The 20,225-nt window shown below is 47.4% G+C and carries 18 protein-coding genes and 1 riboswitch; of the genes, 12 read left to right on the top strand and 6 right to left on the bottom strand.

Annotated elements, in window-relative coordinates; all coding sequences use genetic code 11:
- Positions 1 to 34: 34 nt before the first annotated feature.
- Both ptsG and glcT read right to left on the bottom strand, forming a co-directional pair.
- A complete protein-coding gene (gene ptsG, locus AC4EHB_RS10640; protein WP_490981441.1) occupies positions 35 to 2,101 on the bottom strand; it encodes a glucose-specific PTS transporter subunit IIBC in 2,067 nt (688 codons plus the stop codon).
- A gap of 185 nt (positions 2,102 to 2,286) precedes the next feature.
- Positions 2,287 to 3,126, bottom strand: a complete 840-nt coding sequence (glcT, locus tag AC4EHB_RS10635) for a glucose PTS transporter transcription antiterminator GlcT (protein WP_490975528.1) — start codon at positions 3,124 to 3,126, stop codon at positions 2,287 to 2,289.
- Positions 3,127 to 3,759: 633 nt separating this feature from the next.
- On the opposite strand from glcT, the gene AC4EHB_RS10630 reads away from it, so the two are divergent.
- On the top strand, positions 3,760 to 4,623 hold the full coding sequence (locus tag AC4EHB_RS10630) for an HAD family hydrolase (protein WP_490975527.1): 864 nt from the start codon (positions 3,760 to 3,762) through the stop codon (positions 4,621 to 4,623).
- A gap of 52 nt (positions 4,624 to 4,675) precedes the next feature.
- Here AC4EHB_RS10630 and AC4EHB_RS10625 read toward each other — a convergent pair whose 3' ends face one another.
- Both AC4EHB_RS10625 and AC4EHB_RS10620 read right to left on the bottom strand, forming a co-directional pair.
- Positions 4,676 to 6,565: an LTA synthase family protein gene (locus AC4EHB_RS10625; protein ID WP_490981440.1), complete on the bottom strand. Its 1,890-nt coding sequence runs from the start codon at positions 6,563 to 6,565 to the stop codon at positions 4,676 to 4,678.
- Positions 6,566 to 6,594: 29 nt separating this feature from the next.
- On the bottom strand, positions 6,595 to 7,137 hold the full coding sequence (locus AC4EHB_RS10620) for a recombinase family protein (RefSeq protein WP_490975525.1): 543 nt from the start codon (positions 7,135 to 7,137) through the stop codon (positions 6,595 to 6,597).
- 178 nt (positions 7,138 to 7,315) lie between these two features.
- On the opposite strand from AC4EHB_RS10620, the gene AC4EHB_RS10615 reads away from it, so the two are divergent.
- From AC4EHB_RS10615 to AC4EHB_RS10595, 5 genes are all read left to right on the top strand, one after another.
- Positions 7,316 to 8,776, top strand: coding sequence for a SulP family inorganic anion transporter (locus tag AC4EHB_RS10615; protein WP_490981439.1), 1,461 nt, complete (start codon positions 7,316 to 7,318; stop codon positions 8,774 to 8,776).
- 21 nt (positions 8,777 to 8,797) lie between these two features.
- Positions 8,798 to 9,217 (top strand): universal stress protein, encoded by a 420-nt coding sequence (locus AC4EHB_RS10610; protein ID WP_490975523.1) that lies wholly within the window; start codon positions 8,798 to 8,800, stop codon positions 9,215 to 9,217.
- A 64-nt stretch (positions 9,218 to 9,281) separates the two neighbouring features.
- Entirely contained in the window at positions 9,282 to 10,559 is a 1,278-nt protein-coding gene (locus AC4EHB_RS10605) for an MFS transporter (protein WP_490981438.1), read from the top strand.
- 106 nt (positions 10,560 to 10,665) lie between these two features.
- A complete protein-coding gene (locus tag AC4EHB_RS10600) occupies positions 10,666 to 11,658 on the top strand; it encodes a Gfo/Idh/MocA family protein (protein ID WP_490981437.1) in 993 nt (330 codons plus the stop codon).
- 120 nt (positions 11,659 to 11,778) lie between these two features.
- Positions 11,779 to 12,828 (top strand): lipid II:glycine glycyltransferase FemX, encoded by a 1,050-nt coding sequence (locus AC4EHB_RS10595; RefSeq protein ID WP_490981436.1) that lies wholly within the window; start codon positions 11,779 to 11,781, stop codon positions 12,826 to 12,828.
- Positions 12,829 to 13,052: 224 nt separating this feature from the next.
- Here the strand turns inward: AC4EHB_RS10595 and pgeF are convergent, their stop codons facing one another.
- Both pgeF and AC4EHB_RS10585 read right to left on the bottom strand, forming a co-directional pair.
- Positions 13,053 to 13,811 (bottom strand): peptidoglycan editing factor PgeF, encoded by a 759-nt coding sequence (gene pgeF / locus AC4EHB_RS10590; RefSeq protein ID WP_490981435.1) that lies wholly within the window; start codon positions 13,809 to 13,811, stop codon positions 13,053 to 13,055.
- Positions 13,812 to 13,942: 131 nt separating this feature from the next.
- Positions 13,943 to 14,392, bottom strand: a complete 450-nt coding sequence (locus tag AC4EHB_RS10585; RefSeq protein ID WP_490975518.1) for an SRPBCC family protein — start codon at positions 14,390 to 14,392, stop codon at positions 13,943 to 13,945.
- Between the two features lie 197 nt (positions 14,393 to 14,589).
- Between AC4EHB_RS10585 and AC4EHB_RS10580 the strand changes: the two genes are divergently transcribed.
- The 6 genes from AC4EHB_RS10580 to AC4EHB_RS10555 all read left to right on the top strand — a co-directional run bounded on the left by AC4EHB_RS10580 (position 14,590) and on the right by AC4EHB_RS10555 (position 20,114).
- Positions 14,590 to 15,375: a nucleotidyltransferase domain-containing protein gene (locus AC4EHB_RS10580; protein WP_490981516.1), complete on the top strand. Its 786-nt coding sequence runs from the start codon at positions 14,590 to 14,592 to the stop codon at positions 15,373 to 15,375.
- Positions 15,376 to 15,649: 274 nt separating this feature from the next.
- Positions 15,650 to 15,832, top strand: a riboswitch (Lysine riboswitch).
- Between the two features lie 133 nt (positions 15,833 to 15,965).
- Complete coding sequence (locus AC4EHB_RS10575; RefSeq protein WP_490981434.1) at positions 15,966 to 16,811, top strand: transporter substrate-binding domain-containing protein; 846 nt, start codon at positions 15,966 to 15,968, stop codon at positions 16,809 to 16,811.
- A gap of 64 nt (positions 16,812 to 16,875) precedes the next feature.
- Positions 16,876 to 17,643, top strand: coding sequence for an amino acid ABC transporter permease (locus AC4EHB_RS10570; RefSeq protein ID WP_490975516.1), 768 nt, complete (start codon positions 16,876 to 16,878; stop codon positions 17,641 to 17,643).
- Positions 17,644 to 17,673: 30 nt separating this feature from the next.
- Positions 17,674 to 18,408, top strand: a complete 735-nt coding sequence (locus AC4EHB_RS10565) for an amino acid ABC transporter ATP-binding protein (RefSeq protein ID WP_490975515.1) — start codon at positions 17,674 to 17,676, stop codon at positions 18,406 to 18,408.
- 181 nt (positions 18,409 to 18,589) lie between these two features.
- On the top strand, positions 18,590 to 18,925 hold the full coding sequence (locus AC4EHB_RS10560) for a zinc ribbon domain-containing protein YjdM (RefSeq protein ID WP_490975514.1): 336 nt from the start codon (positions 18,590 to 18,592) through the stop codon (positions 18,923 to 18,925).
- A 364-nt stretch (positions 18,926 to 19,289) separates the two neighbouring features.
- Positions 19,290 to 20,114, top strand: coding sequence for a YxiH-YxzG fusion protein (locus tag AC4EHB_RS10555; protein WP_490981433.1), 825 nt, complete (start codon positions 19,290 to 19,292; stop codon positions 20,112 to 20,114).
- The last annotated feature ends 111 nt before the right edge of the window (positions 20,115 to 20,225 follow it).

The following is a 20,225-nucleotide window of genomic DNA, read 5'->3' as shown; positions in this document are numbered from 1 at the left end:
GCATTGGCTTTTCTATTGTTTTATTAGTTGAAGATTAGTTTGATGCAGAGTCGCCTTCAATGATAGCAACGATGTTTTTGTCATTCGCTTTTACATGGCCTGTTGCTTGGACGGAGATTGATTGTCCTTCTTCCAGGTTTGTAAAGACGACTGGCGTAATGATTGAAGGTGCATTTTTTCCGACATAATCCAAATCCACTTCCATCAGCAATTGGCCTTGTTCGACAAGGTCGCCTTGCTCAATCTTCGAAGTGAAGCCTTCACCTTTCAGGTGGACCGTGTCAATACCGATGTGGATCAGAATCTCTGTGCCGTTGTCCGCCACGATGCCGATTGCGTGCTTCGTAGGGAACACCGTCACGACTTTGCCGTTGACCGGAGAAACTACTTTGCCATCTGTTGGGCGTATCGCAAAACCGTCGCCGACCATTTTGCCGGAGAACACTTGGTCAGGAACTTCGCTGATCGGCAAAATTTCACCGGTCATCGGACTGCTGAACTCGAATGCCGCCAAATTAACTGCTGCTTCTTCTGCGCTTGCTGCAGGAGCTTTTTTCGCACGCGGCGTTTTGCCGTCCATGATATCCTGCATCTGGCCGCGCAGGCTATCCGACACAGGGCCGAAGATGGCCTGGATGTTATTGCCGACTTCCATGACGCCGGAAGCGCCAAGTTTTTTCAAGCGAGCTTTGTCTACATTGTTTTTGTCTTCAACGCTGACACGCAAGCGTGTAATACAAGCATCAAGGTTCGCAATATTTTCTTTGCCGCCCATAGCTTCAAGGATTTCATAAGGCAAGTCGCTGATTACTTCATCAACATCATCGCCTTCTTCATCCGCTTCACGCCCAGGAGTCATCAAGTTGAACTTCTGGATGGCGAAACGGAAACCGAAGTAGTAGATGACCGAGAATACCAGTCCGACAACGATGACCCAGAACCATTCTGTACGGCCCGGCATAACGCCGAACAGCAGGAAGTCGATCAAGCCGCCAGAGAAGGTCATTCCGATCTTAACGTCGAGCAAGTGCATCGTCATGAACGACAGACCCGCAAAAACTGCATGGATACCAAACAGGATAGGAGCAACGAACAAGAACGAGAATTCAAGCGGTTCCGTGATACCCGTCAAGAATGAAGTTAATGCGCCGGACGCCATGATGCCGCCGACAATTTTCTTTTTCTCAGGGCGCGCTGTGTGGTAGATTGCCAAAGCAGCAGCCGGAAGGCCGAACATCATGAACGGGAATTTCCCAGTCATGAATGTACCAGCGGTAAAGTCGACGCCGTCTTGCAGCTGAGCGAAGAAAATGCGCTGGTCGCCGCGGATGATTTCGCCCGCTGCGTTTGTATAAGAACCGAACTCAAACCAGAACGGTGAGTAGAAAATGTGGTGCAGGCCGAATGGGATCAATGAACGTTCGATTGTCCCGAAAACAAAAGCCGCAAGCGTGCGGTTCGTTTCAAGCATGAAATGGGAAAGAGCATTCAAACCGTTTTGGGCGAATGGCCAAACCAGGAACATCACGATGCCCAGGAACACCGCCGAGAAAGCAGTGATGATCGGCACAAAGCGTTTTCCGGCGAAAAAGCCGAGAAACTGTGGCAATTGGATATTAAAATATCGATTGTATAGGAAAGCTGCCATGATACCAACAATGATACCGCCGAAGACGCCTGTCTGCAGCGTCGGGATACCCAACACTTCCGCGTACTTGGGATCCGTCGTCATTTCAGGCGTAATATTGCCGAACGCCTTCATCGTGACATTCATGATCAAATAGCCGATGATGGCTGCGAGGCCCGCTACGCCGTCGCCTTTGGAGAGTCCGATGGCAACGCCGACCGCGAACAGCAACGGCAAGTTAGCAAATACGATGCCGCCGGCTTCCGCCATGACGAATAATAATTTCTGAAGCCAGTCAGCGCCGAAGAATGGCACCGCTTCCAAAAAAGAATCTTGGGCAAAGCTAGTACCGAATGCAAGCAGGATACCCGCAGCTGGCAAAAGCGCGACCGGCAGCATCAATGCTTTACCGACTTGCTGCATAAGGCCGAAAAGATTTCGGGATTTTGCAGGTTTTGCAGTTTTAACTGACATAAAAATTCCTCCTTATTAATAAAATGGGCTATCTTAGATGCGGCCAAAGTGAACGGTGCTGGCAAAAGAAAAGGCATGAGCAGAAAAGACGCGATTAAAAAAGGATGGAATTCCCCTTTGGATTAATCTTTGAATCTTTTCATACTCATGCCTGATCGTATCAGTAACACGTATGTTTGGCTTATTTAATTATTGAGCAAGCGTTGAAGGTGAATCGTCAAATAAAGCACTTCAGCTTCATCAATCGGCTTGTTCAATTGGTTTTGCATCACTTTAATCAGCTTCCACGCAAGATTATAGCACACCGGATATTCCTTTTTCAACAATTCTTCGAGTTTGCGTTCCTCGGCGATGGAATTGCCTTTATGGGCACGGTCGATAGCGCGGTGCAGGTGCTGGATCAGCCGGTGGTAATCGACATCGTCTCTTTGCAGCTGAATCGACAAGTTCGCTTCAATGATTTCCACCAGCTGTGAGATGAGCGCATTGTAACGATTGATGTCGCGCAGCGATTTGTCGGTCACTGCGCTATGGATATGGAGCGCGATAAAGCCGATTTCCCCTTCAGGAAAAGTGATCCCGATATGCGATTCGACTTTTTTCACGACCTCTTTGGCGACACGGTATTCTTTCGGGTATAGCGCCTCGATTTCGTAAAGGAACGGGTTCGAGAACTGCATGTCTTTTTGCGCCCGGCTGATGGCGAACGCCAGATGGTCTGTCAAAGCGACATGGATATGCTCGTTCAGCTCTTTGCCCATGCCGTCTTCGATAAACAGCAGCAAGTCATGGATGAAACCGAGAAGGTTCTCCTCGATATGGGGCAGCAGGTTGACGTATTGCTCCATTTCTTTTTCATCTTTCAGCAAAAAGGTTTTGTCGGCGGTGTCGAAAGGGATGCTGTCGCCTTTTTTCCGGTTGAAGCCAAGCCCATTGCCGATCAGCACGACTTCTTTATAGGTGTCATGGCGGGCGATGACGACATTATTATTCAATACTTTTTCTATAATTAAAATCTGTTCCATTTCAACCTCCATCCGCCTGGCTTCGTGTATCTCTTTTCATTGCGCTCTTGCGGACGCTTTCCGCGGGCCTGGCTTCAGTCTCCTCGTCGCTAGAAAAAGAGCTGCTCCTGCATCGCTTCGCTAGCTTCGTCGCAAACGAGGTTCTACAAACCTCGTTTCCTGCGGGGCCTTCAGCTCAGGCTAGTTCCGCAGGAGTCGCCGCCTTCCGCTTCATTCAAATGTCTTTCTTGATAGTGAACTTTTTCTTTTGTCAAAGAAAATGAAAGTTGCAGTTTCAGCATGTTCTTTAATTTCTCTAGATATGGAGCAAAACAGTGAAGAAAACCTTACTGCTCCTGCATCGCTTCGCTGCTTCGTCGCAAAGACTTGCCCTCGTTAGCTTCGGCCAATGTCTTGCCCGCGGCAAGCGAAGCTGTTTTGCGGAATATCGATACCTATTATAAAAAACTAAAACGCCCATAAAACTTTTTTGATTAGCATTATTCTATCATTTATTGCCATATTGCAATAGCAATTAAGATGCTGTCAGAACGGTTAAGCTTTTGTAAACTTGGTCTGCATTCATTGAGTTTGGAAAAATTCAGGCGTATACTGGCTTAATAGTTTCTATTTGTATAATGAGGAGGCAATAATGTGTCAATCAAACCGAAAGCAGTATTTTTGGACATGGATGGAACCATCCTGAATCACCACAACAAAGTGAGCATCCACACGAAAGAAATTATAGACGAATTGCGCAGCGAAGGCGTATTTGTTTTTATAGCAACAGGGAGATCGGCGGCTGAATTAACAGAGATGTTGCCGCCAGGCTTTGCGGTAGACGGCATCATCACGGCGAATGGTATGTCGGGCTATATTGGCGAAGAGACGGTATTCGAGCATTCTTTATCGCTGGAATTGGTGGAAACGATTATTGGGAAAGCACGCCAACATGAAATCTATTACGAACTTTTCCCTTATGGCGAATCGCGGATCGTCCTCCAGCAGGACCGGGATTTTGTAGAAGCGGCCATCCGTGAACCAAAGCCGGACTCGGTGCAGATCAACGAATGGATTTCGCGCCAAAAAGCGCTTGCGGAAGAAATTGCGTGGACGGAAACAATCGTCGGCAGCCATTTCTCCAAATTTTATTTTTTTGCGAGAACGAAGGAAGAAATCGAAAACTGGAAAGTCGTACTTGCGGAACTGCAGCAGGACATGGACTTTACGATGACGCCGTCTTCTCCGCATAACGCGGAAGTGATGGTGGCGAATGTCAGCAAAGCATCGGGCATTGAGCAGATGCTGGAACGCTTCGGCTTAACAGGTTGCGACACATTGGCGATCGGCGACAGCGACAACGATTTGAAGATGTTCGAATTTGTTACCCATTCAGTGGCAATGAAAAATGCACATGACCACATCAAGGCAGTCGTCGATGAAGTGACGGAATTCACGTGTGACGAAGACGGGGTCTACCATTTTTTGAAGAATCGTGTATTGGCATTGAAGGTATAAAGAGTAAGCAATAAAAAAGAGGGCTGCGGTTTTTAGGCGCAGCCCTCTTTTTTTATTGCTCAGAAATATTCAAGTTGCCGGTTTCTTCATCATAGAACCGCAAAAGGTCGCCGATGATGATTTCCTCTGAAAATTCCAGTTCCGTTCGTGCCTGCTCCGTGAAGGGTGCACACAACATCGGGTCAATTTCTTCGCCTGTGCCATTTTCATAGCACGTATTTGCGGCGTAGACATAGTCTTTCGTAACGTAGCGACCATCGCGGAAAATAGCGCTCTCTTCATGTTCTTCTGAGAACAAGTCACTGCCGAATTGCATATCGTTGTCTGTCTCAACACCCATTAAGTTGAGGATTGTCGGGCGCATGTCAATCTGGCCGCCGATTTCTTCGTTCACATGTCCTTTGCCGGAACCGGGAATGTGCACGAAGAACGGTACGCGCTGAAGCTGTGCGGATTCATAAGGCGTAATTTCTTTCCCAAGATATTGCGCCATCGCTTCGTTGTGATTTTCCGAAATGCCATAATGGTCGCCATACATGACGATGATCGAGTTTTCGTAAAGGCCGCTTTCTTTCAATTCATCAAACAATTCTTTTACTGCCTCATCCAGGTAGCGCGTCGTCTGGAAATAACGGTTGAGCGTACCGGAGTTCGAATCGAATTCATCGATCATTTTGTCTTGCTCATCCAAAGTGAACGGATGGTGATTGGTCAGTGTGATTAAACGGCTATAAAATGGCTGCGGCATTTCGGCCATATGGGCAACTGATTGTTCGAAAAACGGAATGTCTTTCATGCCCCAATTGACCGCATCGCCTTCGCCTACGGTAAAGCTTTGAATATCTAGGAATTCATCAATTTCCAGTGATTCATACATCATGTCGCGATTCCAGAAACTCTTTGTATTGGCGTGCTGGACGTTCGTGACGTAGCCTTCGCCACCCAATTTTTCAGCCATCGAATTGTAGGTATTGCCGCCGTGCGTAAAGAATACAGCGCCTCCGCTCAGCGGATACAGCGAGTTTTCAAGGATGAACTCGGAATCCGATGTCTTGCCGAGCCCTGTCTGGTGATAGAGATTCGGGAAGTAGATGGTATCTTCATCAGTCGTCAGTTCGTTCAGGAAAGGGGTGATGGTTTGCCCGTTCATTTTTTCATTGATGGCAAAGCTTTGCATCGATTCCAGCGTCACGACAATCAAGTTTTTGCCTTCTGCAATCCCAGCCATGTCGCTGGATGGATCGGCTTGATTGGCATGGACGTAATTCTGGACATCCGTCAGTTCAGAACCATCGGCAAAGGCACGCTGTGCTTGTGATTTGGACTGAATGTAGACGTCGTAGAGGTGGTAATTGTACATGCCGATATTCTTCACCAGCATCTCGCGGTCAAAACTGCGTGTCAGCAGCTGCGGACGTTCCGCCTCGGCTAAACCGAGATTAAGGAACAGCACAGCTGCCGATAATACGAAATAGACACGGCGATGGATTTTCAAGCCCATTTCATTCGTTTGCTTCGTGCGGAGGAACTTAATAGCCAGCAGGACGACTAAGAGATCGGTGAAATACAAAACGTCGGTCGGGTAAATGCTTGCGGCGGCGCTGGATCCAAGATCGCCGAAATTATCAGTCTGGAACAGCACCGGCAATGTGATGAAATCGCTGAAAAAGCGATAAAAAGCGACGTTGCCGTAAAGAATGACCGAAGTGAGCAGCATTGCCGCCACTAAATAGCGGTTTTTGTTTTTTTCGGATTTGAAAAATAGGGATACTCCGTACAGGAACAGCAAAAGGCTTAAGGGGCTGATGAACAGGATCAATTCCTGCATCGGATTGTCAATCGTGATCGAGAAGCCGGTTTTGTAGACGAAATAGGTTTTCAGCCAAGTCGCAAGGACGGCGATTGCCAAAATCGTATGTTTCGGCCATTCTTTTTTCAGCATATAAAATCTCCTTTTAAAAATACCGGGCATTAATTTTCCAAATAACGATAAAGTGTCGATTTGCTGATGCCGGTTTTTTCTTTAATGTCAGCTAGGCTGTATTGTTTGCTTTCGTACATCTCAATGGCTTTTTTAACATTTTCATCCGCTTTGCGTGGACGTCCGGATACAGCGCCTTTTTCTTTGGCCGCCGACAAGCCGGCTCTGGTTTTTTCACTGATAGCATCGCTTTGGAAATCGGCCAAACAGTGGAGGATTTTTTGAAACGGGTATTGTTTCTCGTTGGCGGTGTCGATTTCTTCGCGCATTGACAAAAGCGACAGGCTTTTGGCTTCCATAGTGTCCAATAGCTCAACTAAATGGCGTGTAGAATCACCTAAAGTGTACAGTTTTGAGACGATGATTTTGTCGCCGGCACCAGCTTTTTCAAGCAGCTCGTACAGACGAATTCTTTTTTTGGGAGAAGCATGTTCTTCTATATAAATGTCTTGGCAGCCTGCATTTTTCAGCTGTGCAACCTGATTTTCGCAAACCGGATCTTCTGCACTTGGCCTTGCGTATCCTATCAACACGGTAAAATCTCCCTTACATAAAACGAATTCCATCCATTATACCATAAATAGAATAAAAAAGTTCCAAAAAGGTTCTCTTTTAGGAACGATGATGATACACTATTGCTATTGCAAAAAAGGCTCGGCTTTTATGAGAGTTAAAAGCCATAAAAATATAGAGTAAAAGGGAGTAAGGGCTGTGTTAGAAAAAATTAAAACTCAATGGTTTGGCAATGTGAGGGGAGACATCCTGGCAGGGATTGTCGTAGCGCTTGCATTGATTCCGGAAGCAATCGCATTCTCGATCATCGCGGGGGTTGACCCGATGGTGGGACTTTACGCCTCGTTCAGTATCGCCGTCATCATCGCATTTGTCGGCGGGCGGCCAGGAATGATTTCCGCAGCTACGGGCGCTATGGCTTTGCTGATGGTGCCGCTTGTACGCGACCACGGGCTGCAGTATTTATTGGCGGCCACTATTTTAACAGGGGTCATCCAATTATTATTCGGGGTATTTAAAGTTGCGAAATTGATGAAGTTCATCCCGCGGGCTGTCATGATCGGCTTTGTCAACGCACTGGCTATCCTGATTTTCATGGCGCAAGTGCCGCATTTCCTTGGCATCAATACACTGACGTATGTGTTTGTCGCCATCACGTTGGCGATCGTTTACATTGTACCGCGATTTTTTACAGCCATTCCGGCTCCATTGATCGCATTGGTGGCATTGACTGCCGTTACGATTTATTACGGTTTTGATATGCGCACGGTGGGGGATTTAGGCACTATCAGCCAGACATTGCCGACATTCCTGCTGCCGGACGTGCCATTCAATCTTGAAACCTTAATGATCATTTTGCCGTATTCATTGGCATTGGCTGTGGTCGGCTTGTTGGAATCGTTATTGACCGCCAATATTGTTGACGATATGACGGGGACGTCGAGTGACAAGAACAAAGAGTCGAGAGGGCAAGGAATCGCCAATTTTGTCAACGGGTTTTTCGGCGGCATGGCCGGCTGTGCCATGATCGGCCAATCGATCATCAATGTTAAATCTGGAGGCCGCGGCAGATTGTCTGCGTTCGTAGCCGGTACGTTTCTGATGTTCCTGATTATCGTTCTGGGCAACGTCGTCATTCAAATTCCGATGCCTGTGCTTGTCGGCATCATGATCATGGTGTCGATCGGCACATTCGATTGGTCTTCGTTCAGCTATTTGAAAAAAGCGCCGAAAGCCGATGCGATTGTCATGGTGGCAACCGTTGCGATTGTGGTATATACGCACGATTTGTCAAAAGGTGTTTTTGCAGGTGTTTTATTGAGCGCGATTTTCTTTGTCGCTAAAATTTCAAAGATCAAAGTGGAGAAGGAATTGCAGGAAGCTGCCCGTTACCGGGTGGTCGGCCAATTATTCTTTGCTTCGGTCGATGATTTCCTGGAGAAATTCGATTACGAAGTCGAAGGACAGCAAGTGTACATCGATTTCACGGATGCGCATATCTGGGATGATTCCGGCGTCGGCGCTGTCGACCGGGTCGTCTTGAAATTCAAAGAAAACCGCAACGACGTCGTAATCACCGGCCTCGATTCAGGCAGCCAGAAACTGATTGACCAATTGGCTATTTTCAATAACGATAAGGCCAAATTGCCAACCCATTAAACCAATGAAGGAGTGCTGAATATGTATAATCGGATATTGCTTGCGGTGGACGGCTCGGACCATTCGGTGCGCGCGGCGAATGAAGCGGTAAAGTTAGCGGCGGGTTCTCCGGAGTCCCAGGTGACGATCGTCTTTGTTGCAGATTACGACAACGCTAAAAACGAAGTGCTGCACAGCGGCAGTTCACTGGAGCTGGACATGCAGCGCAGAAAAAAACTTCAGCCGGTCGAACAAACTTTGGCGGCGGAGAACATCCCATACAAAGTCGAGATCCTTCATGGCACACCGGGTCCGGCAATCGTCGAATATGCCAATAAAGAAAAATTCGACATACTGGTCATCGGCAGCCGCGGATTGAACTCGCTCCAGGAAATGGTGCTGGGCAGTGTCAGCCACAAAGTCGTGAAACGGGCGAATTGTCCGGTGCTGATCGTCAAATAACAATGAAAAGGTAATTGGAAAAGGAGCTCTCCGGGGCTCCTTTTTTATGCAAAGGAGCTTGGACATGCAAGGCATAAAAAGCACACACCCAAAGAAACCCGGTTTAATCCAAACGCCCTTTTATTACGGCTGGCTGATTGTCATCGTTGCAGGGCTCTCTCATTTCTTCTCAGGCCCGGGACAAACGTATTCGAATGCCATTTTTATCGATTATTACATAGAAGAATTCGGGTGGAGCCGCTCGGCGGTTTCCGGTATTTACTCAGCGGCGACCTTGCTTGCAGGGCTTATGCTGTTCATGGTCGGCCGAATGGTCGATAAATTCGGTGCACGCAAAATGGCGGTCATCGTTTCCATCCTGTTAGCAGCGGCAAGTGTGTTCAACAGCCTCGTCGTCAACTGGGCGATGCTGTTTATCGGCTTTTTTGCTGTCAGGTTATTCGGGCAAGGCTCAATGTCGCTCGTGCCGAATTCGCTGGTGCCGCAGTGGTTCATTCAGAAGCGCGGCAAGGCCTTGGGATTGGCGGCGCTTGGAGGGATGATCGGTTCCGCCGCATTCCCGCTGCTCAATGTCTGGCTGATCGAATCGTTTGGCTGGCGCGCAACGTGGCAGATTCTTGGTGCTTCGGTAATCCTCATATTTACGCCGCTGGCTTTTTTCTTCATCCGCAACCGGCCGGAAGATTTCGGATTACGGCCGGACAATGGTCCAAGTGTCAGCAAAAAAGAGCATCAGCGGCAATTGTCCGCTGATATCAGCTGGACGGTGAAAGAGGCCCGGACGACTCGGACTTTTTGGCTGCTGCTGTTTTGTGTAGCAGTTCCGGCGCTGGTGAATACCGGCATGACGTTCCACCTCGTTTCCATTTTTTCGCTCCAGTCGCTTGAGCCTGAAACGGCTGCTGCCGTCTTAAGCCTCATGGCTGTCATCGGTTTTCCGGTGACTTTCCTGGCAGGCTATTTGCTTGATAAGATCCGGGTACAATGGATGCTTGCTGCTGTTTTTGCCGGGGAGATCGCATCGATCTTCTTGCTGAAAGAAGCAAGCGCCTTTTCCTCAGCGATTCTGTTTGCCGTTGTTTGGGGATTCATGCTCGGCATTGAACGCGTGACGCTCAGTGTGATCTGGCCGAATTATTTTGGCCGGCAATACTTGGGCAGCATCACAGGGATTTCCATGGCGGTGATGGTCGTCGGTTCTGCTCTCGGGCCATTGCCGTTCGGCCTGTTCTTTGACCGTTTTGGCGGCTATGATGAAGTGCTATGGGTCATCATGATTTTTCCGCTATTGGGAATAGTGGCGTCGCTGCTGGCCGATCCGCCGCAAAAACAAGCTGGATAATCAGCGCAAGCCGTGAAATGCAAAAGCATTTCACGGCTTTTTTATATGGAAAAGGGCTTTTTTTGACGGTCTTGGTATATGATATGAAGAAAAAAGGAGAGGTCATATGAAAAAAACAAATGTCTGTTTCATTGGAGCCGGCCTCCATTCGACGACGAATATTTACCCAGCGGCACTGGAAGCGGGAGCGGAAATCCAAGCGATTGCCACGCGCAGTTTTGAGCGTTCCCGCAATGCGCTTCAGCGGCTGGGAAGCGAAGGCAGCGCTTATGATGATTACCGAAGCATGCTGGAAGCGGAAGAATGTGCGGGTGTGGTGGTTGTTGCCCAGCCTGAAGACCATGCCGCGTTAGTGCTTGACTGCATCCATGCAGGGAAAAACGTCTTTGTCGAAAAACCGCTTGGCATGACGGAGGTAGAAGCGGCTGACATTGCAGCCGCTGCTGAAACAGCCGGAGTCCAATTGATGGTCGGGTTCATGAAGCGCTACGCACCGATTTACCAAAAACTCAAAGAAGTGATTGATGGCGGAACGCTCGGTCCAGCCCGCTCTTTCCAAGCGCGCTTTGCTGTCGACAGTACTTTGTTTTGTGAAAATGACGAGCAGTTCATGAAGTTCGCCGCCATCCACATGGTGGACCTCGTGCGGTTCCTGTTCGGCGAAGCGGTGGAAGTGAAAGGGTTCAAAAACAGCAGCAAAGGGTTTATTTCACATAGCATCTCGTTGAAGTTTGAAACGGGCGTGGTCGGCAGCCTGTATTTCAGCGGCATGACTGCCTGGACGCGTGAAAGTGAGAATATCACGGTGACGTTTGATGAAGGATTCGCTTTTGCGGATGAAATCAATGCGTTGACGATTCATAAATCCCAGCATCACGAAGAACAGCCATGGCAATCGATCGAAGAAGCGGACACCCATTACAAGCCGTCCGCAACGCCGATGTCCGGAGCTTACCGGGACCTGTACCTCCGCGGTTTTGTCGGTGAAATGGCCCATTTCTTTGAATGCTGTACAACGGGTGCGATGCCCTTGTCGAACGCACGCGACAACGTCCAAACGATGGCGCTTTGCGACCGGATCCTCGACAGCCTTTCGTAAAATGCAAAAAAAATTAAAACCCCTGCATAATTTCACCTGAATTTCATTTGCGCCCTTTAAAGTATGGAATAAGAACAGGTGAATCAGCCGACACCTTTTCAAAATCAGGGGGGTCATATTATGCAGGTGCAGGAAACAAGATTACTCACAGTCATTGATGGCAAGGACAGCGTTCGCTGGAATCGCCTTGTAGCCGGCTTTTCGAATACCGACATCTATTTCTCGCATGAATATTTTATGAGCGCCCTGTTATTGGATGAGGGGGAGGCGATGTTGTTCGTTTTTGAAAATGCTTCCGGCAAAATTGCGTATCCGGTCATCAAACGGACGATTGCCAATGAAGGCGATTTGGAATTATACGATATTACGACACCATATGGCTACGGTGGACCGCTGATTTCATGCTGCGGCAGCGAGCAGGCTTTGCTGTCGGAATTCCGAAAAGAATTCGGCGCATATTGCCAGCGCCATCACATCGTCTCGGAATTTGCCAGATTCCATCCGTTATTAGGCAACCAGCAAGGTTTCGAAACCGAGATGGAGATTTCCTACGTCAGCGATACAGTGGCAATCGGGCTGCAGCAGGAAGGCGATTTGCTGAGCCGCATTCCGGGAAAAAACCGCAACATGATCCGCAAAGCGATAAAGAACAACATCGAAATCAAAAAAATCAGCACGGAAGATTACCTCGAGGAATTCATCTTGATGTATTACGACACCATGCGCCGCAACAACGCGACCCGTTATTACTTTTTCACCGAGGATTATTTCCGAAAAACCATCACGCTGTTCGGATCGGACCTTCATTTCTTCGGCGCATTCCTGGATGGGAAAATGATTGCGGCGACCTTAGTGTTGAGCCAGGGCAAATTCATCCACTATCATTTATCAGGATCATTAATGGCATATCGGAACCTGGGTGCGAACAATTTGCTGCTTTTCAAAATCGCCGAATGGGGCCAGGCGGGGGGCGCGGAAGCGTTTCATCTGGGCGGCGGCTATTCAGGTCAGGACGACAACCTTTACCGCTTCAAAAAGACTTTCACCCAAGACGCACCGCTGGAATTCCATATCGGAAAGAAAATCCACAATCCTGCGTTGTACCAAATGCTTTGTTTTGAAAAAGAGAAAGACGAAAACAGCTCCTATTTTCCTTTGTACAGAGCTTGAGGCAACATTAAATACGAATAGATTTGGCAGGTGCGTCCTTTCGGAGACGCCCCTTTTTGCGTGCGGAAAGTATTTGGCAGTTGAGAGAAAGTATTTCGCTCGGCAAGGGAAGTGAATCCAAAACTATCCAATTAAAATACGCTATTTGCAGCAATTTTGATTAATATCTATGAAAAAAAGCATTCCAGCTTTCACTGGAATGCCTTTCGCGATTGGCTTTGCCTCTATTTTTTCATAATGAATGCCATATGGCGGCCGGCTTTCCGGTTTTCTCGGTAAGAAAAGCCGGAAGGATCCTGATACGTGCAGATCCGGTCGACCGCTATGGAATCTGCAGGGATGCCTGCGAGTTCACATTGCTTTTTCACCACAAGCTGGTTGTCGATGTGGTATTTGCCGGTTTCTTCATTGTAATACGCAAAGCTGTCCGCATAGCCAAGCGCCTTGAATTTCAAATACACGTCTTCATCGACTTCGAATTTCTCCTGACTCAGGGCAGGTCCAATCTGGATGCGAAAATCCTCCGGTCGGCATTGTTCCACTTCAATCAGGTGTTGGAACAATTTCAATGAAATCTCTTTTGCCGTCCCTTGCCAGCCGGAATGGACGGCGCCGACAACTCCCGCCGATTCGTTGAAAAACAGGATCGGCACGCAGTCGGCAGCAAAGCTGGACAACAAGATGCCCGATTCGTATGTATAAAGAGCGTCCGTATCCGGTATGGCGCTCGCCAAATCCAATGCGCCGCGGCCTTTGTCCGACGTTTCCACGCGGTGGAAATTGGCGCTATGGGTTTGCTGGGCGCAAACGAGATCATTCATGCTGCTATTGACTGATGTTGTAAGAAGTGCCCGGTTTTCGGCAATCTTAGCAGGATCCATGCATGCGTGGAGCGCCATATTATTGGCTTCCGGTGCTTCTTCGTTCTTCATCGTAATGCCTGCAAGAAACTTGTTGTCGTCCGTATAAATAATCGATTTCATCTTCGCACCTCTTTTCAACAATTTTACCAGGGCTCTGAAAAAACTTACTGCCTTTCCTAAAATATATAGCAGCAGCGGCCAGAAGCCAACCAAAAAAGGAAAGTACGCTTTGCAGCGCGCTTTCCTTTTTGCTACTCGGAACTTTCACAAATGGCTTTGATGTTTTCCAAGGTATGGGAGGCAGAGTTCCGGCTCAGCCGTTCGTAGATGATCCGGTCGGTGATTTTTCCGAACAAGTCATCCGGGATATAGCTTTCGATTTCAAAACTGACCTCTGTCCCAGAGTCTCTCGTAACGTAATAGCTGGATTGTCTGGCATTGAAACTGCCGCTCATCATGCCCGTCCATTTGGCGGTGCTGTCGGTGATTTCGCATTCTGTGACTTGAATGGTTTCAGGGAAATGCATGCCCATGATGGCATACTCGGCTTCAACGACGGTACCGACCTCACCGTTGCCATCAATTTTTTTCGGAGAAGCCAGATTGTTGTAGAAATGTGCCCAATTTTCAGGATTGATGGTGTAGCGAAAAACTTTTTCAAGTGGAGCATTGATGAAGATGGTCTGTTTCGTGTGAGCCATGCGTTCATTCGCCTCCTGGAATGCAAGATGATTTCTGCTTTCATTATACAACGAAGAAATCATTAAACTTCTAATTTATCGGAATATTTAAATAAATTATTATGGTGTATATGGGATGTGTGGGCAAATTGGCATTCCGTGGCAAATCAATTATGCTAATCAGATAAGAAGTGAAATTAATGAAAGCGGTGGCGTTGATGGATCAGGTGATACAGGAAAAGTTAAAAGAAATCGAAGAACAGTTTCAAGTGAAAGTGCTGTTTGCGGTTGAGTCCGGCAGCCGGGCGTGGGGATTTCCGTCAACGGACAGTGATTATGACGTCCGTTTCGTCTATATTCATCAGCCGGAGTGGTATTTGGCCATCGACCCGCAAGGCATCGGCGAGAAGCGGGATGTCATTGAAATGCCCATTAGCGACATGCTCGACATCAGCGGATGGGAAATTACGAAAGCTTTGCGGCTGTTCCGTAAAAGCAACCCGCCATTTCTAGAGTGGATGTACAGCGAAATCCGGTATTACGAGGCCTATTCGTTCAAGGAGAAGTTAAAAGGGCTGGAAGATGAAGTTTTTTTCCCGAACGCGAGCCTCCATCATTACTTGAACATGGCCAAAAACAATTACCGAACCCATCTCAGTAAAGAGGAAGTAAAGATAAAAAAATATTTTTACGCATTGCGTCCGGTCTTGGCAGCCACTTGGATCAAAGAGCGCCAGACCATTCCTCCGATTGATTTTTATGAGTTGATGGAAGCGCTTGTGCCCGAAGGAATTTTGAAAGAAGAAATTCTCGATTTATTGGAGCGCAAGAAAGCGGGGGAAGAGCTGGACCTGGAACAGCGGATTCCTGCGATCCATCATTTCTTGGACAGTGAAATTGAAAGGCTGGAAGCTTATGCAAAAACATTGCCGCCGCGCATTGGAGACCCGACAGATAAGCTTGATTCATTATTTAGGGAGACTTTAGAGCAAGTATGGAAATAATTGCGCAAACAAAAGGCAGACCATCTTTAAAAAAGCCGATTCGCTTTTTTCAGTCCTTTGGTTTGGAAGGTGAAATATTTTTATGCTTTCATTTAAAACAAGCATAATAATAAATTTGGATATTCGCTTAATTACTACAACTACTTTTTCTTTGAATAGTTTTGATTGATGATAAGGCGCGGAAAAAGAGCTCAGAACAGAATTTGGAGCGGCGTTGACAGGAAAAAAGTAATAATGTAGACTATGAAAAACAAGTGAATATGACCTCACTTTCCGGTGAGGTAGAGGCGCGGAATTTATTAGTCCATAGAGGAGTTTGAGAAACAAGGATGCTATGGAGAAGGGAAGACCGCCGAAGTTTGTAATATTTCTCATTATTACTTGCTGGGTCTGCAGTGAATAATTGCAGGACTGCCGCATTGGACTTCCCAGTCTTTCGCGGTGTGCTATCTCGATACGGGAAAAGAGGATTTAGGGCAACTATGCATATAGCGATCTGAGTCTATCTCAGGTCTTTTTTTGTACATAGCTGCCCTTTTTGGCCTATTCAGAATTATTTTACTTAAAACACAAAGGGGGAGAATGAAAAGATGAAAAAGAAATCAGGATTGATGTTAACAGCCGTGCTGTCACTGGGCATGTTGCTTGCGGGATGCGGATCGGAAGAAGACGCAGCTTCAGGCGGAGGTTCAACCGAAGAAGGCGGGACGTTTAAAGTAGGGATGGAAGCGGGCTACGCGCCGTTCAACTGGACGCAGAGCGATGATTCCAATGGCGCTGTGAAAATTTCCGGCAATGCGGAATACGCGGGCGGCTATGATGTGGAAATCGCGAAACAAATCGCGGAAGGTCTCGGAAAAGAATTGGAAATCGTCAAAACGGAATGGGACGGCTTGGTCCCAGCACTGAACTCCGGCAAAATCGATGCCATTGTGGCGGGCATGTCGCCGACAGCGGAACGCAAAGAAACCATCGATTTTTCCGAGCATTATTACACATCGGAATTGGTGATGGTTGTGAAAAAAGGCGGCGAATTTGAAGGCGCGAGCGAGCTTGCTGACTTCAGCGGCGCGAAAATAACGGCGCAATTGAATACGTTCCATTATACGGTTATCGACCAAATTGAAGGGGTTTCCAAAGAGACGGCAATGGAAAGCTTCCCAGCAATGCGGGTAGCGCTTGAGTCGGGCATGATTGACGGCTATGTTTCAGAACGCCCGGAAGCGGTCAGCGCTTCAGCAGCGAACGAGAATTTCGCGATGGTGGAATTCACAGAAGGCTTTGAGACTTCAGAAGATGACACGGCAGTAGCTGTCGGCTTGAAAAAAGGCAGCGAGTTTACAGAACAGATCAACGAAACATTAACTGGCATCTCAGAAGAGCAACGCCAGGAAATCATGGATACGGCTATTCAAAACCAACCAGCTGCCCAGTAAAAGTTTAGGCGGTGCCGGCTGCAGCTAAATGCAGCCGGCTTTAAATTTTTTTAGGAGGAAAACCATGAGTCTTGAGTGGGTTATCACCATACTTACAAATAACTGGCCAATGTTCCTGCGCGGAGCAGGGATGACATTGCTGATTTCCATCATCGGCACGTTGATCGGTGCCGCAATCGGTTTGATTATCGGCATTGTCAATACAGTTCCGATGCCGGAGCGCGGCGTGAAGCGTTTGTTCCAGAAAACGATCAATTTCTTGCTGTCCGCGTACGTGGAATTTTTCCGCGGCACGCCGATGATTGTTCAGGCAATGGTCATTTTCTACGGCTCGGCGATGGCTTTCGGCATTGATATGGATGTCTTTACGGCGGCGATTTTCATCGTCTCCATTAATACGGGCGCTTATATGTCGGAAATCGTCAGGGGCGGTATCATTTCTGTCGACAAAGGACAGTTCGAAGCGGCACAGGCAATCGGCATGAATCATTTCCAGACAATGATGAACGTCGTCATGCCGCAGGTAGTGCGCAACATCCTTCCGGCAACCGGCAACCAGTTTGTCATCAATATCAAGGACACCGCCGTATTGAACGTTATCGGCGTCACGGAATTGTTTTTCCAGACCAAGTCGGTGTCGGGCAATAATTTCCGGTATTTCGAATCGTTCTTCATCGCCTGCGTCTTGTACTTTGTCATGACATTCACCATCACGCTCCTGCTGCGCAAGCTTGAGCGCAAAATGGCAGGGCCGTCCAATTACAGCATGATCGGCGGCTTGCCAATGCAAGTGGTCACGGCAGAAGACACAGAACATAAAATCAAAGAATAAGAAATCCGCAATAGCAGAAGAGGAGACCTTATGGAAAAAGTTATTGAAATCCAGCATTTAAGCAAATCCTTCGGAACGCATGAAGTGTTGAAAGACATCGATTTCTCTGTCAGCAAAGGCGAAGTAGTGTGCGTCATTGGGTCATCAGGCTCCGGTAAATCGACGCTGCTCCGCTGCGTCAACCTGCTCGAAAAACCGAGCGGCGGCAAAATCATCTACAACGGCGAAAACATCCTCGATGACCGTCATGACATTCATTCCTACCGCACCAAACTTGGCATGGTGTTCCAGCAATTCAACTTGTTCAATAACCACAATGTCTTGAACAATTGCGTCGTCGGGCAAATGAAAGTGCTGAAGCGCAAGCGGCAAGATGCCGAAAAGACAGCGAAGCAATTTCTGCAGGTCGTGGGCATGGACCAATACATCAATGCAAAGCCTGAACAGCTTTCTGGCGGCCAGAAACAGCGTGTGGCAATTGCGCGTGCGTTGTCGATGGAACCGGATGTGATGCTGTTCGATGAGCCGACATCGGCACTCGATCCCGAAATGGTCGGCGAAGTGCTGAAAGTCATGAAAGACTTGGCGAAAAGCGGGCTGACAATGCTGATTGTTACGCATGAGATGGAATTTGCCAAAGAAGTAGCAGACCGGGTTGTCTTCATGGACAAAGGCGTCATCGTTGAAGAAGGGCCGCCTGAACAAATTTTCAACAACCCGAAGAAAGAGCGGACTCAGGAATTTTTGAAGCGGACCTTGCGTTAAGCGAAAAAGAGAACAAAATCCAGCCTGCCGGGCATTGCGCCCTGCAGGCTTTTTATGCGATTGACTGGGCAGTAGCTGTCCCAAAATTCGTTTCATATTCACTTTCTGAAGAGGCTCAAGGCGTGGTAATATGGAAGGAACGTCTTGAGATATTGCTTAGATGATGGGAGGAATTGAAGAAATGAAAACTTTGCCAAATTGCCCAGAATGCAAATCGGAATATACATATGAAGATGGAGATCTATTGGTGTGTCCGGAATGCGGACACGAATGGACGGTTGTAGTGGAAGAGGAAGAAACAGTGAAAGTTGTGCGCGATGCAAACGGCAACGTTCTGGTAGACGGCGATTCCGTAACAGTGATAAAGGACCTGAAAGTAAAAGGCAGTTCGTCGGTGCTGAAAATCGGCACAAAGGCCAAGAACATCAAACTTGTCGAAGGCGACCACGACATCGATTGCAAGATTGACGGTTTCGGGCCGATGAAGTTGAAATCGGAATTCGTTAAAAAAGGCTGATTTTGTTCCACGTGAAACGGATACAAATTAAAACCCGGGCATCTAGCCCGGGTTTTATGCTGTCGAGAAAAGACTCGGCGGCTTTTTTTGCTGGAGCTTGTTTGTCTATGGGAATTCTCCGTTCTTTAGATGAGACGGAAACTGTTCGAAAAAGTGTATGGAGGATAGCGAACGTTCGTAAAGTGTTTGGACATGTTTACGAACGGTTTTTTTAGCGGTTTTGTGCTTTTTTAGAGTGTTCGTAAACGTGTACTTTTACGAACGCTTTTATTACTAGAATTATATAGCCTTCATTTCGTTCTGTTGGTATATTGAGGAGAAAGAGGAATGAGACCATTTGGCGTGAGGATTAGGGGGAGTTTTTTTGAGCCAAGGACTAACAAAAAAAATCATTTATTCGTCTTCTTCCCATCAAGGAGAGTCGGTGGAAGTTGTTGATGCGGACTGGAAGGGCCGATACGGAACGGCCGTGATTCTCCAGAAAAATAACAAGACAGTCATTCAATTGAAGGGTGTCGAAATAGATGTTTCCTTTACGCGGTATAGCTTATCGCGTATCCGGTGGGTTGATGACCTTCACATTTTGGTAGCTACCTATGAAAATGAGGAAAACGAAGAAAATGTATTTATCATCAATCTGACCGGCCACCTCATCCATTCCTTTAACGGGGGAGAGGCAATTGAAGAGATAGCTGTTGGAAAAGAAGGGATATGGATCAGCTATTTTGATGAAGGGGTCTATGGAAACGGCATTTCCACCGAAGGGCTCGTGCTTTTTAACCTTATGGGAAAAGTCCTCTTCCGCTATCATTCCGATTTGTCGGATCCGTGCGTAATCGATGATTGTTATGCACTTTGCAAAGGCGAAGGGGACAACGTATGGCTCTTTCCATACACCGATTTTCAGCTGGTTGAAGTGAACCCCAAGACACGGGATTTCTGTTCCTATTCAATTCCTGAAATATTGCATGGATCTCACGCCCTTTGCGTCAGAGGGGATTATGCCTACTTTTTTGATTCTTACGATGCCGATCAAGTAATGTATCAATTAGAAATCGGCGCACAGGCACCGCTGCTTCTAGGAACGGTTCAAGGAGTCTTGAGAGGACTAAATCCATCAGAGATTCATCACTTCATCTCTATTTCTGACTACGAAGTAAGTCTTTATCAAGTGTTAAATGAAGACTAATATAAATATTCTTGAAGCGTCAGGTTGTTTGTGTCTGAATGTAACATTACAATCTAAGCTCTGTGCTCTAGGATTAAAAGAGCTTTGGCGTGAATTCGGTTTACATATCAA

The organism is Planococcus sp. TJ-302, from assembly GCF_058268455.1.
This window is presented reverse-complemented; position numbering and strand designations above follow the sequence as displayed.